At 72.3% G+C, this 12940-nt stretch carries 10 protein-coding genes; 3 read left to right on the top strand and 7 right to left on the bottom strand.

The window, feature by feature from the left end; all coding sequences use genetic code 11:
- Positions 1-93: 93 nt before the first annotated feature.
- A complete protein-coding gene (locus tag ACFVW8_RS16295; RefSeq protein WP_389690350.1) occupies positions 94-1419 on the bottom strand; it encodes an ABC transporter substrate-binding protein in 1326 nt (441 codons plus the stop codon).
- A gap of 842 nt (positions 1420-2261) precedes the next feature.
- On the bottom strand, positions 2262-2963 hold the full coding sequence (locus ACFVW8_RS16300) for a FadR/GntR family transcriptional regulator (RefSeq protein WP_389690352.1): 702 nt from the start codon (positions 2961-2963) through the stop codon (positions 2262-2264).
- Between the two features lie 145 nt (positions 2964-3108).
- Here ACFVW8_RS16300 and leuA point away from each other — a divergent pair, with 145 nt between their 5' ends.
- Positions 3109-4905: a 2-isopropylmalate synthase gene (gene leuA, locus ACFVW8_RS16305; RefSeq protein WP_389690354.1), complete on the top strand. Its 1797-nt coding sequence runs from the start codon at positions 3109-3111 to the stop codon at positions 4903-4905.
- Positions 4906-5103: 198 nt separating this feature from the next.
- On the opposite strand, the gene ACFVW8_RS16310 is transcribed toward leuA, so the two are convergent.
- From ACFVW8_RS16310 to ACFVW8_RS16320, 3 genes are all read right to left on the bottom strand, one after another.
- Positions 5104-6621, bottom strand: coding sequence for a cellulose binding domain-containing protein (locus ACFVW8_RS16310; RefSeq protein ID WP_389690356.1), 1518 nt, complete (start codon positions 6619-6621; stop codon positions 5104-5106).
- Positions 6622-6750: 129 nt separating this feature from the next.
- Positions 6751-8211, bottom strand: coding sequence for an ATP-binding protein (locus tag ACFVW8_RS16315; protein WP_389690358.1), 1461 nt, complete (start codon positions 8209-8211; stop codon positions 6751-6753).
- Positions 8208-8915, bottom strand: a complete 708-nt coding sequence (locus tag ACFVW8_RS16320) for a response regulator transcription factor (RefSeq protein ID WP_389690360.1) — start codon at positions 8913-8915, stop codon at positions 8208-8210. Before ACFVW8_RS16320 ends, ACFVW8_RS16315 begins: the two co-directional genes overlap by 4 nt.
- A gap of 89 nt (positions 8916-9004) precedes the next feature.
- Between ACFVW8_RS16320 and ACFVW8_RS16325 the strand changes: the two genes are divergently transcribed.
- Entirely contained in the window at positions 9005-9544 is a 540-nt protein-coding gene (locus ACFVW8_RS16325; protein WP_389690362.1) for a hypothetical protein, read from the top strand.
- A 72-nt stretch (positions 9545-9616) separates the two neighbouring features.
- On the opposite strand, the gene ACFVW8_RS16330 is transcribed toward ACFVW8_RS16325, so the two are convergent.
- Together ACFVW8_RS16330 and ACFVW8_RS16335 are read right to left on the bottom strand one after the other, a co-directional pair.
- Positions 9617-10549, bottom strand: coding sequence for a spermidine synthase (locus ACFVW8_RS16330; protein ID WP_389690364.1), 933 nt, complete (start codon positions 10547-10549; stop codon positions 9617-9619).
- A gap of 98 nt (positions 10550-10647) precedes the next feature.
- A complete protein-coding gene (locus ACFVW8_RS16335; protein ID WP_389690366.1) occupies positions 10648-11142 on the bottom strand; it encodes a hypothetical protein in 495 nt (164 codons plus the stop codon).
- A 246-nt stretch (positions 11143-11388) separates the two neighbouring features.
- Here ACFVW8_RS16335 and ACFVW8_RS16340 point away from each other — a divergent pair, with 246 nt between their 5' ends.
- The gene (locus ACFVW8_RS16340; protein ID WP_389690368.1) at positions 11389-12750 is read left to right on the top strand and encodes a tetratricopeptide repeat protein; all 1362 of its coding nucleotides are present in this window, start codon (positions 11389-11391) and stop codon (positions 12748-12750) included.
- The last annotated feature ends 190 nt before the right edge of the window (positions 12751-12940 follow it).

Here is a 12940-nt window from a genome sequence, read left to right on the forward strand (position 1 = left end):
CCCCACGGAAGCCCACCGGGAGACGGGCCGCCCCGGCGCGGGATGGGGACACGCAGGCGCGGGCGGCCCTGGGGCCGCCCGCCGCTGCGACCGTCAGCCGATCACCTTGTCGATCTTGTCGACCGCCGTGTCCCAGGCCTTGTCAGGGCTGGTTCCGCGCTGCTCCATGTTGTTGATCTGGGTGGAGATGGCGTCCTTGATATCAGCGTCCTTCGGACCGATAACCGTCTCGGGGATGGACTTGGCCTCGTCGGCGTAGATCTCACCGATCGGCGCGTCGTTGAAGTACGGAAGCTTGCCGGTCTTCACGTCGGCCAGGTCGTACGCGCCCTTGTTGGACGGGAAGAGACCGGTCGCCTTGAAGACGGCGGCCTGCTGCTCGGGGGCGGTCAGCCACTTGACGAGCTCACCGGCCTCCTTGATGTGCTTGCCCGCCGTCGGGACGCCGAGGAAGGAGCCGCCCCAGTTGGAGGCGGTCTCACCGGGGGCGGTGGTGATGTCCCACTTGCCCTTGTTGCCCTCACCGGCGGCGTCCGAGATCTGGGCGGCCATCCAGGCGGGGCAGACCACGGTGGCCATGGTGCTCTTGCGCAGAGCGGCCTTCCACGGGTCGCCGAACTGGGCGAGGCCCTGGGTCAGCTTCTTGTCAGCGGCCTCTGCGGCGAGGTTCCAGCCCTGCTTGACGCCGGGGCTGTCCTTGTAGATCGGCTTGCCGGACTCGTCGTAGTACTGCTTCGGGTTCGAGCTGACCACGGCGTTGAACATCGCGCTCGCGGAGTCCATGAAGTAGGTCTTCGCCGGGGCGTTCTTCTGGTACTCCTCACCGAGCTTGAGGTAGTCCTCCCAGCCGCCGGCGAACTTCGCCGCGACTTCCTTGCGGTCGGTCGGCAGGCCGGCCTTCTTGAAGAGCTCGGTGTTGTAACAGAGCGACATCGGCCCGATGTCGGTGCCCGCGCCGATCACCTTGCCGTCCTTGGTGGTGGCCTGCTTCTCCTTCCAGGACACCCAGTTGTCGACGTCGATCACCTTGCTGAGGTCGGCGAACTGGTCCGCCTTGGTGTCGACGACCTCCTTGATCCGGCCGACCTCGACGCCCTGGACGTCCGCCAGTCCACTGCCCGAGGTCAGCTGCTGGAGCAGCTTGGGGTAGTAGTTCTTCTCTTCGGCGGTGGTGTCTTCCTTGACCGTGATGTTCGGGTGCAGCTCGTGGTACTTGGCGAAGAGACCGGCTTCCTTGTAGCCGAACTGCCCGTAGTCGGCGACGGTCAGCGTGATCTTCCCGTTCGCATCGGAACTCGTGTCCGATGAGTCCGAGTCGCTGCTGCAGCCGGTCAGCATCAGGGCCGAGGCTGTCAGGCCCGTGGTGACCAGAACCGCGGCTTTGCGGCTTCGGCCGGCGACGGTGCGGGTGATACGCATTCCACTACTCCTTGTTCCAGGGTGGGACTGGCGTTCTGACTGCGTGGCATACGCGCTGGTGGGTGCGGGTGCCGGGTGGTTCTGGGGGGGAGGACACGGGCAGTGCCGTTCGCACGAGAAATCCTCATGCAATGTGGGAGCGCTCCCATGCGTCGATGTCGGAAGGTTCCTGCCTGGGAGGGGTGGGTGTCAAGAGTTGAAGACGCTTCCGTTGCGCGAGCGTGTCCTGCAAGTCACGAGACCGTGTCCGGCCAAAGGCTTGCCAAAGCGTGTGGACAGGGGATGCGGAATCCATCATTCCCGAATTACCGCAGGTGACGGGCCTGTTGGGGGCCATTTGTGGTGCCGGGGCCGGCACGCCTCGATGATCTCGCGGGATTTCCTCCGGCCATCCGAAACACCCCCGGTCGCCCCCGATTCCCCCCGCCCCGTCCGCCGGAAGGTGAACAGGAGACCGCGCTGCGGGGGTGTCGGGGAGCGCTCCCGTGTTCTTTCCCCGAAGGCGGCGGTCGGGATCATGACTGGGGCGCATGCGGCGGGCAGATGCCGGAGCCCGAGCCGGCCCGAGCCAGCCCGACCTGGTCCGGCCCGATCCGGCCGGAGCTGATCCGATCCGATCCCCGTCCGTGTGTCAGGGGACCGAGAGACCATGGGTCCCGGTCCTGCCCTGCCGCCCGGCCACGGCGACCGGGGATCCCGGTTCCGCCCTGCCGCCCGGCCACGGCGACCCGGGGTCCCGGTTCCTCCCTGCCGTCGGCCACGGCACTGAAGCGGCCGCGCCCTCGGCCCGTGCCCGTGCCCGCGCCGTCGCCCGGAGCCGTCTGAATCCCTGGGCGCCGGGGTCAGGCCTTACGGAGATGGGCCAGGGTCTGTTCGAGCTCCGCCTGGGCGGCCCGGGCCGCCGACTCCGCGTCGCCCGCCACGACCGCCGTGATCAGCGCCTGGTGCGCCGCGTCACCGTGGTGCGGGTCCTCGCGGCGCAGGCCGAGCAGTTCGACCAGGTCGATGAGCGCCTGCCGCAGCGCGGGGGCGAACTCGCCGAAGAGATCGGTGAGTACGGGGTTGTGGGCGGCCGTCACCACAGCCCGGTGCAGGGCGATGTCCGCGTCCACGAACGCGCCGTCGGCCCCGGCACCCGCCGTCCGCCGCGCCGTGAGTGCCGCGTCCAGCACGACCAGGTCCTCGTCGGTGCGGCGCCCGGCGGCCAGCCGGGCCGCCTGGACCTCGATCAGCATGCGCACCTCGTAGACATCGGCGACCGCGGCCCGTCGCAGCCGGACCGGCCACTCCTCCGCCTCATGGTCGGCGATGACGAAGACGCCGGCGCCCTGGCGGGACTGGAGGAGGCCGAGCGTGGCAAGCGTGCGCACCGCCTCGCGCACCGTGGAGCGGCCCACGCCCAGCGTCTTCGCGAGGGTGGTCTCGCCGGGGATCTTCGTGCCGACCGACCAGTGCCCCTCGGTGATCTGGGCGCGCAGATGGCTCGTGGCCTGTTCGACCAGAGGGCTGGGGCGGAGAGGGCCGAGCGAGGACACGGGGTTCACCTGTCAGGTTGTCTGAGGAGTTGTTTTCTGGCTACTGTACCGATCATGACGTACCGCGGTCTCCTTCTTCTCGGCTGCCGCGGCGGGGCCTGAAGCGATCGGCACCCCGCCGCGGGGTGCCGTGCTGTGCCGGTCGCATCCGGCGATGCGAGAAGAGACCGCGTTCATGTCCGACCGTCTGTCACCGATGCACAGCTTCCCCACGATCTGCACGCCGCGCGGGCCCGTACCCGGGGCCGCGCCCCGTTGGAACCCGCAGCGTTCCAGCTCGATGCCGTCCCACCGCTACCGTTCCGCCTTCGACCGCGTCGACATCCCGCTGACCGGACGCGCCTGGCCGCAGGCCCGATTCGAGCGGGCCCCACTCTGGGTGCCCGTCGATCTGCGGGACGGCAACCAGGCGCTGGCCGAGCCGATGGACACCCCGCGCAAGCGCAGGATGTTCGATCTGCTCGTCGCGATGGGCTTCAAGGAGATCGAGGTCGGCTACCCGTCCGCGAGCCGGACCGACTTCGACTTCGTCCGGCATCTGGTGGAGAGCGGGGCCGTGCCGGACGATGTCACGCCGGTCGTCTTCACCCCGGCCAGGGCGGATCTGATCGAGCGGACCTTCGAGTCCGTCGCGGGCATGGACCGGGCGGTCGTCCACCTCTACATCCCGACCGCGCCCGCCTGGCGGGACGTCGTACTGGGACGCGACCGGGCCGAGGTGCACGGCGTGGTGCTGGACGCCGCGCGGCAGATGGAGCGGCTGGCGCGGGCCAGGCCCGGGGCCGACATCCGGTTCGAGTTCTCGCCCGAGGTCTTCATCCTCACCGAGCCGGACTTCGTCCTGGAGATCTGCAACAGCCTCACCGAGCTCTGGGACGCCTCGCCGGACCGGCCGGTGATCCACAACCTGCCGGCCACCGTGGAGATCGCGACGCCGAACGTCTACGCGGACCAGATCGAGTACATGCACCGCCACCTGGAGCGCCGCGATGCGGTGATCCTCTCCGTCCACCCGCACAACGACCGCGGTACGGGGGTGGCGTGCGCGGAGCTCGCCGTGCTGGCGGGGGCGCAGCGGGTGGAGGGCTGCCTGTTCGGCAACGGGGAGCGCACCGGCAACGTCGACCTGGTCAACCTGGCCCTCAATCTGCACGCCCAGGGGATCGACCCGATGATCGACTTCTCTGATATCGACGAGATCCGCCGCACCGTCGAGCACTGCAACCGGCTGCCGGTGCCGCCCCGCCATCCGTACGGCGGCGACCTGGTGTACACCGCGTTCTCGGGCACCCATCAGGACGCGATCAGCAAGGGCTTCGCCCACCGCGCGAGCAGCGGGTCCGAGGCGTGGTCGGTGCCGTATCTGCCGATCGACCCGGCGGACGTGGGGCGTACGTACGAGGCCGTGATCCGGGTCAACAGCCAGTCGGGCAAGGGCGGCATCGCGCATCTGCTGCGCAGCGGCCACGGGGTGGACCTGCCCGCCCGGATGCGGGCGGAGTTCTCCCGCACGGTGCAGAACGCGACCGATGACAGCGGTCTGGAGGCCACGCCGAAGGATCTGTGGGAGCTGTTCGAGTCGACGTATCTGGTCCCCGGGCGGGACGGGACGATCGCTCTGACGTCCTGGTCGACAGAGCGTGATCCGGCCGGTGGCCACCGGTTCGTGTGCACGCTGCGGGTGGACGGGCGCGAGGGCGACTACGAGGGCACGGGCAGCGGCACGGTGTCCGCGTTCACGCACGCGCTGGCCGCCGCGGGGGTGGAGGTGGCGGTCCTCGACTACGCGGAGCACGGAGCGGCCGGGGCGGCGCCCGGGGCCGGGGCGGTGTCCGCGTATGCGGAGTGCCGGGTGGGCGAGACGGTGTGCTGGGGGGCGGGGCAGGACGCGTCGGGTGTCGCGGCGGCGGTGGGAGCGGTGCTGTCGGCGGTGAACCGGGCGGCGGGGTAACGCGGGGCCGGCGGGCTCCGGCTGCGCGCCTTGTCCTCAATCGCCGGACGGGCTGAAACGGTGTCCGGTCAGGCTGAGGAGTGCGGGGATGCGGGGGAAAATCAAGCCTGTCCGGCGAGTGAGGACACAAAAAAAGGGGCGCACCCCGGCCGGATGTGGGGGGAGTGGGGGCCGGCCGGGGTGCGCGGGGGGTGGTGGCTACTTGTAGGCGCCGAACGCCTTCGTGAAGGCAAGCGGCTCCTGGGCGATCGAGCTGCACGACGCGTCCGCGGTCGGCTTCGCGCCGCCCTCGCACTCCTTGTCCCGCGTGCCCGACCACATCGCGAGCCAGCCGAGGCCCTTCTCCTGGGCGAACTTCACCAGCTCCGCGGCGTCCTCGACCTTGAAGATCTCGGTGCTGACGTCGTTCACGCCGATCATCGGGGTGACCGCGACGGCCTTCCACGCGTCCGCGTCGGAGAGCCCGAGGACGCCCTTGATCTGGGCCTGGGTGGCCGTGGCCGCCTGGATCGCGTACTCGCCCATGTCGCCGCTGTACGAGGGGCCGTAGTCCATCGCCATGATGTTGACGGCCCCGACGTCCACGCCGTTCTTCTTCGCGTCGGCGACCAGGTCCACACCGGGCTGGGTCAGGCCCTCGGGCATCACCGGCAGGGTGAAGGAGACGTCCAGGCCCGGGTGGGACTTCTGGAGCTCGGCGATGGCCTGGGAGCGGCGGGAGTTGGCCGCGGTGTCGGGCAGTGCGCCGCCCTCGATGTCGAAGTCGACCTTGGTCAGCTTGTACGTGTCCACGACCTTGCCGTAGGCCGCGGCCAGGTCGGCTGCCGAGGTGCAGTTCAGTGCCAGCTCGGAGCCGGACGCGCCGCCGAAGGAGACCCGGACGTCGCCGCCCGCCGCGCGCAGGTCGCCGATCTGGGAGGCGACCTGGTCGTCACCGAGGCCGGTGACACCGCCCCAGAGCGGGGCACAGCTGCCGCCGGAGGTGACGAAGGCGAGGTTGAACTCCTTGACGCCGCTCTTCGTGGCGGTGCCGGTCAGGTCGAAGGCGGGGTAGAGCGAGGTGTCGACGTACGGGGCGAAGCCCGCTCCGCTCGCCGTGCCGCCGCTGCCGGTGTCGGCGTCGGTCTTGGTGGGTTTCGGTGTGGGGTCCGGTGCCGCGGTCCCGGTCGGCGGGTCGGTGGGGGTCGCCGAGCCGGTGGGGGTGGGGGTCGCGGTCTTGGTGGGGCGGCCGCTGGGCTCCGGTGTGGCGCCGGTGTCGACCGAGCACTTGGCGTCGTCGATGAGGCAGCCGGTGGGGTCGGTCGCCTTGTCGTCCGCGCCGGAATCGGCCGTTTTGCCGTCCGAGCTGGTGACGAACCCGATGGTGACGGACTTGCCGGGGGCCAGTTCCTTGTCCCAGCTCGACGGCTTGACGGTGACGTGGCTGCCGTCGACGGTGTGCTCGCCGTTCCAGAGGGAGCTCAGCTCGGTGCCGGCCGGCAGGTCGAACTCCAGCGTCCAGCCGGACTTGGCCTGGTCCGTGTCGTTGGTGACGACGTACTGCCCGGTGTAGCCGCCCGTCCAGCCGCTGGTCCTGGTGTACGCGGCGCCGACCGCCGATGCCTGGGCCGTGCCGGTGAGGGCGAAGACCGTCCCGCCGATCACGGCCGCGGCGACGACCGCGCCGATCATCTTGGTCCTGGTGCTCGCCGTGCGCCGGTGCGTGCTGGTGCCCATCGCGTTCCTGCCTCGTCATACGGAAGTGGGGGATGTGAGAGCACGCTAGCGACAGCGAAACCGGCAAATGCCGTAGACGGGACCCGTGTTGATGTTCTTAGGGTGGGCTTAAGGAGCGCATCGGCCGGGCTAAAGGTTCGGGCCCGCCCCCGAGCGGAACCGGGTCCCCGCCGTCCGGCGGGTCACTCCCCGCCGCTGCCGTCCGACCCGGTGCCCGCGGCCCTTCGGCCGCTGCCCGCCGAGCCCGATCCAGATGCGTACCTCCGTGCCGCCGAGCACCGAGCGCCCGATCCGCACATCGCCCCCGGTGGACTCCGCGACCCGGCGCACGATGTCGAGACCCAGACCGGTCGAGCCCACCGTGTCCTTCGCACCGCCCCGCCCGCTGCGGCCGCGACCGCTGCCGCCGCGGGCCAGCGCCGCCGCGGGGTCCGCGATGCCGCCGCCCGCGTCCGAGACCAGCACGATCACCGCGTCGCCGCTGTGGTGCACATCCACGGCGAAGGCGGTGCCCTCGGGGGTGTGCCGGAAGACGTTGCCGAGCAACGCGTCAAGAGCCGCGGCCAGTTCGGGCCGGGCCACCGGGATGCGAACCGTACGGTCCACTCCCGCCAGGCGCACCTCGCGGCCCTCGTCCTCGGCCAGCGCCGACCAGAAGGCCATGCGTTCGCGGATCACCTCGGAGGCGTCGCAGCCGGCCCCCGGACCGCCGCCCTGCCCCTGGGTCTGCGGGCGCTGCTCCCGGGCGGTCCTGATGATCGTGTCGACTTCGCGCTCCAGCTGCTCGACGGCCGCCCGGGTCTGGTCGGCTGCCGGGCCCTCGCCGAGCGAGGCCGCGTTGAGCCGGAGGACGGTGAGCGGGGTGCGCAGCCGGTGCGAGAGGTCGGCGGCCAGCTCCCGTTCGTTGGCGAGGAGCTGGACGACCTGGTCGGCCATGGAGTTGAACGCGACGGCCGCGGAGTGCAGTTCGGTCGGTCCCTCCTCCGGCACCCGGGTCCCGAGCCGCCCCTCCCCCAGGTCGTGCGCGGCCCCGGCGAGGCGGCGGGCGGGCTCCACCATGCGTACGCCGAGCCGGTCGGCCACGGCGACCGAGCCGACGATCAGCGCGATGCCGACGCCCGCCAGCATCAGCCATGCGGTGGCGACGCCGTTGGAGACCTCGTCATCGGGCACGAACACCTCGACGACGGCGGTGCCCCCGGCGCCGAGCGCGGTGGGCTGGAGCAGCGCGGAGCCGCCGGCCACCTCGGTGATGGAGGCGCGCCCCGACTCCCGTACGGTCTCCACGTCCTTGCGGGTGGCACGCCTGCTGCCGATCTCCACCGCCGGGCGGTCCGCCTCGTCGGCGGCGGGGATGTGGACGGCCATCCGGCCGACGGCCCCGGGTTCGGTGGTGAGCACGGCCTTGTTCAGTTCGGCGCGGTCGTTGGTGATGGAGAGCGTGGGGCCGATCGTCGCGGCCTGCCGTTCGGCGTCGGAGAAGGCGCGGTCGCGCGCCATCTCCTTGACGACGAGGCCGAGCGGTACGGCGAAGGCGACCACGACCATCACGGTGACGGCCAGGCAGACCTTGACCAGCGCCCATCTCATGCGGGCCGCTCCGGCGCGGCGGGCGGCTGCAGTTTCACGCCGACGCCGCGCAGGGTGTGCAGATAGCGCGGCCGGGCGGCCGTTTCGCCCAGTTTCCGGCGGAGCCAGGAGAGATGGACGTCGATGGTCTGATCGTCTCCGTACGACTGCTGCCAGACCTCCGCGAGGAGTTCCTTGCGCGGGACGACGACGCCCGGCCGGCCGGCCAGGAAGGTGAGCAGGTCGAACTCCCGCCGGGTGAGGTCGAGGTCCGTGCCGTCGAGCTCGGCCCGGCGCCGCAGCGGGTCTATGGAGAGCCCGCCGACCTGGATCACCCGCGGTGACGGCTCCCGGCCCTCCGCGGCGCGCGAGCGGCGCAGCACGGCGGCCATCCGCGCGGAGAGGTGTTCCACGGAGAACGGTTTGGTGAGGTAGTCGTCCGCGCCGTCGTTGAGCAGCCGGACGATCTCGCTCTCGTCGTCGCGGGCGGTCGCGATGATGACGGGCACGTCGGTGATCCCGCGCAGCATCTTCAGCGCCTCGGACCCGTCGAGATCGGGCAGCCCGAGATCGAGGATGACCACGTCGAACCGGAAGTGGGCGACCTCGCGCAGCGCTTCGAGCGCGGTGCCGACACTCCGTACCGTGTGGGAGGCCTCGGTGAGGTGCCGGATGAGGGCGGAACGTACGAACTGGTCGTCCTCGACCACGAGCACACTTGGCATGGGCGGCACCGTACGCCATCCGGCATGTCCAAGTCCGGCCGGTGGCAGTAGGAGGAAATGACAGGCCCCCATGGTGCAGGATGTGCCGGATGCAACGAGGAGCCGTACACGCACTCGCGTGGTCGCTCGCCACAGGCGCGGCGGTCACGCTGTCGTGGTGGGGCGTGCACACCGTGATGGCGGGGACCGCGTACGACCCGCCGCGTGCCGTGCCGATCTCCGCGAGCGCCCGGGGGAACGGGGCCACCTCGGAGGCGCTGTCGTCCTCGACGCACCGCCCGGGGCCGTCCCCGTCGCCCAGCAGCACCCCCCGTGCCACCCCGAAACCATCCGTGAGCCCCTCCCCCGCGCGGTCGCACGCCCCGGCGGGCACTCCCCGGGCCACTCCCAAGGCCACTGGCACAGGCACGGTGAAGAGCTACTCGACCGACGGCGGCCGGGTCGCGTTCGAGCTGGGCGCGGACCGGGCGAAGCTGGTGTCGGCGACCCCGGAGCCGGGGTGGTCGATGCGGGTCTGGACGAACACGACCTGGATCCGGGTGAACTTCGCCCGGGACGACGGCACGACGGTCTCGGTGTTCTGCACCTGGAACGACCATCCGCCGCAGGTGGAGACCGTGAAGTCCTGAGAGGCGCTGTCGCGGGCGGATGGTCGACACCCGTGCCGCCCTTTCGGCCTCGTGCAGACCGTGGGCCGGCCGTCAGTCGAAGGCGGAGGCGGGCGGAGACGGTGACGGCCGGGCGTCCGCGTCGTGCACCGCGGCCGCGCCGCCGGTGAAGTCGGCGAGCGCCCGTCCGTGTTCGACGCGCCCCGGGTGCGGATCGGTCGCCACCCGGCGGGTCAGCTCCGCGGTCTTCGGCGCCACGTCCGAGGCGAGCAGCACGGCGTTGCCGAAGCGGCGGCCGCGGAACACGGTCGGGTCGGCGGCGAGCGCCAGCTCGGGGAAGACGGTGGCGGCGGTGGCGATCTGGCCGCGCAGATGGGCCAGCGGGGGCCCGTCTGCGAGGTTGGCCGCGTAGCTCCCGCCGGGCTTCAGGACCCGGCGGACCTCGGCGAGGAACTCGGTGCTGGTGAGGTGGGCGGGGGTCCGGGCGCCGCTGAAGACGTCGGCGATGACGAGGTCCGCCCAGCCGTCCTGGATCTTCCCGAGACCGGTGCGGGCGTCGGTGGCACGGACCCTGATCCTGGCCTGCGGGTCCAACGGCAGCTCCCGGCGCACCAGCTGGACGAGGGCGGCGTCCACCTCGACGATCTGCTGGGTGGAGCGGGGGCGGGTCGCGGCGATGTAGCGGGCGAGCGTGAAGGCCCCGCCGCCCAGGTGGACGACGTGCAGGGGTTGCCCGGCGGGGGCGCAGAGGTCGGCGATGTGGCCGATCCGGCGCTGGTACTCGAAGGCGAGGTACGCCGGGTCGTCCAGGTCGACGTGCGACTGCGGTGCGCCGTCGATGGTCAGCGTCCAGGCCCGCCTGCGCTCCCGGTCGGGCACCAGCTCGGCGAGACCGCCGTCCACCGGCTCGGAGACGTTGCCGGTCCCTCCGGGGCCGGCGCCCGGCCGGGAGGTCTTGCGGTCGGTCCTGCGGTCCGCGCGCTGCTTGCGGTCGCCCGCGCCGCCGGCCGCTCCTCGACGTGCCACTGCTTCTCGTCCCTGCTCACTGCTCATCGTGTCCGGGGCCGGTCGGGACCGGCCGTGACGGGCTGTTCCGGGGTGCCCGCCGTCCGGCCATTATGAGCTCAGCGGCAGTTGTCGGCCGCCTCGATCAGCCGGGCGGCCTGGTCGAGCGCGGCCCGCAGCACGGCCGGGTCGGTGACCGGGGCGTCGTCCTCGGGCGGCAGCAGCCAGCCGCTGCCGGAGACGGGCGGCTCGGCGGGGATGCGCAGCCCGCGGCCGTCCGTCTGCGTACACGCACTGCCCGGTACGTCCCACGCCTCCGCGGTGCCCGGCGGCACCAGGAAGCCGAGGGTGGCGCAGGGGCCGTCGTGGAGGACCGGGCCGACGGCCTCCTGGGCGGTGCCGCGGCGCAGGATGTCCACGGCCTCCAGGCCCTGCCGGGCGGGGACGGTCACCAGGTCGCAGGGTTCGGCGCCGGGAAGCGGGTCCGGCGCGCCGGGCCCCCCGGCGGGCGCCATGGGACCGGGCGTCGCCGTCGTCACGCTCGTCGTCACGCTCGTCGTCACGCTCGTCGTCGCGGTCGTCCGCGAGTCGGTCGCCATGTCGAGATGCAACAAGGGACCTCTCCTCTCATCGCCGGGCGGAGCCGAACTCCGTCTCCATGTGGACCAACGCGCCGACCGCGTCAAGGGCTACGGCCCCGGACCGCCGCAAAGGGTGGCAGTTCATGGCGGATCGTGGGCAAGATGTCTGTTTTATTGGTAAACGCAGCGTGTGCGACTTGTCACAGCAGGTACGTTCTTGCTCCGCCGGGACACGGACACCGGAATCAGCGCCCGGCTCGCACCAGAGAGGGCCCCGCCATGGTGTCGACACGGGCAGTTCCCAACCTCGCCTTCCGACGGCTGCGCGGACAGCGCTCCGCCGGGGAGTTCGCTGCCGCGGTACGCAGGTCCGCCCGCGAGATCGGCGAGCAGGTCGCGTGCGACGCCCGTTACATCGGGCGGGTGGAATCCGGCGAGATCCGCTGCCCGAACTACGCGTACGAGCGGGTCTTCCTGCACATGTTCCCCGGGTCGGACCTGGCGGACCTGGGCTTCTCGCCGCGCGAATCGGTACGCGGCCGGGGTGCCCGGTCCTCCGCGGACGCCCCTGCGCCCCCTACTTCCCCGCTGCTCGGCAGCGGCACCGACGAGGAGTGCGACGTGCTGCGTCGCGTATTCATGACGAGCGGCTCCACCACGGTGGCGGCCGCCTCCCTGGGCCTCGGCCTCGGTGGCACAGCCACCGCCGTGTCCCTGCCCGCGCAGCGCCGGGTGGGCGAGGCCGAGGTGAACGCCGTCGAGAAGGCGGTGCGGCAGATCCGTCTGCTGGACGACCGGCACGGCGGCGACGGCCTGTACCGGCGGGCCTCGCAGCCGCTGCGGGCGGCGTACGCGCTGCTCGACGCCGGCACCACGGCCCGGCGCTCCACCGCGGACCGGCTGCACTCCGGCGCCGGTGAGCTGGCCATTTCGGTGGGCTGGCTGGCCCATGACTCGGGCCGGTTCGAGGACGCGCGCTCGCACTACGCGGAGGCGCTGGCCACCGCACGGGTGGCCGGGGACCGGGCGCTGGAGGCGCACGCGTTCTGCAACGCGTCGTTCCTGGCCCGGGACACGGGGCGGTCCCGCGAGTCCGTGCGGGCGGCGGAGGCGGGGCAGCGGGCCGCGCAACCGCTCGGCTCACCGCGGCTGATGGCGCTGCTCGCGCTGCGGGAGGCGGGTGGCCGGGCGGGGCTCGGGGACCGTACCGGCTGCGAGCGGGCGCTCGGCCGGGCGCACACCGCGTTCGGGCGGGGGCCGTCCGCGGCGGACCCGGAGTGGATGAGCTTCTTCCGGGAGGCGGAGCTGGAGATGCTGGAGGCGCAGTGCTGGTCGGCGCTGGGTGACTGGTCCCGGGCGGCGCGGCACGCGCGGCATGCGACGCGGCTGCAGGAACCGCACTTCACCCGGAACCTGGCGCTGTACCGGGCCGAGCTGACCACGGACCTGGCGCGGGCCGGCCTCGCGGAGGAGGCGGCGGCCACGGGGCACCAGGTGCTGGACCTGCTGGACCAGGTCCGGTCCTCACGGATCAGGGCGATGCTGGCGGGGGCGGTGGCGGTGCTGCGGCCGCGGGGGCGGGGGTCGGTCGAGATCACGGACTTCCTCGACCGCCACGGCACGACACCCCCGAAGCCGTAGCCCTCCCGCCCCGGCCCCGGGGACCCGCCTCCGGCGCCATCTCCGGGCCCTGCCCCCGGTGTCCCCTCCGGGCCCTACCGCCCGGGCCGCCCGGCGCCGTCTCCCGGCCCTCCACCCCGGCCAACCCAGCCCGTCCCGCGCCACCTCCACGGCCCTCCAGCCCGGCCAACCCCAGCCCGTCCGGCGATTG

It is taken from the genome of Streptomyces sp. NPDC058221, assembly GCF_042882365.1.
Lineage (GTDB): Bacteria > Actinomycetota > Actinomycetes > Streptomycetales > Streptomycetaceae > Streptomyces.

Coding starts and splice junctions, on each gene's coding strand:
- ACFVW8_RS16295 (WP_389690350.1), bottom strand. CDS start 1,419: ATGCGTATCACCCGCACCGTCGCCGGCCGAAGCCGCAAAGCCGCGGTT.
- leuA (WP_389690354.1), top strand. CDS start 3,109: ATGCGAGAAGAGACCGCGTTCATGTCCGACCGTCTGTCACCGATGCAC.
- ACFVW8_RS16310 (WP_389690356.1), bottom strand. CDS start 6,621: ATGGGCACCAGCACGCACCGGCGCACGGCGAGCACCAGGACCAAGATG.
- ACFVW8_RS16315 (WP_389690358.1), bottom strand. CDS start 8,211: ATGAGATGGGCGCTGGTCAAGGTCTGCCTGGCCGTCACCGTGATGGTC.
- ACFVW8_RS16320 (WP_389690360.1), bottom strand. CDS start 8,915: ATGCCAAGTGTGCTCGTGGTCGAGGACGACCAGTTCGTACGTTCCGCC.
- ACFVW8_RS16325 (WP_389690362.1), top strand. CDS start 9,005: ATGCAACGAGGAGCCGTACACGCACTCGCGTGGTCGCTCGCCACAGGC.
- ACFVW8_RS16340 (WP_389690368.1), top strand. CDS start 11,389: ATGGTGTCGACACGGGCAGTTCCCAACCTCGCCTTCCGACGGCTGCGC.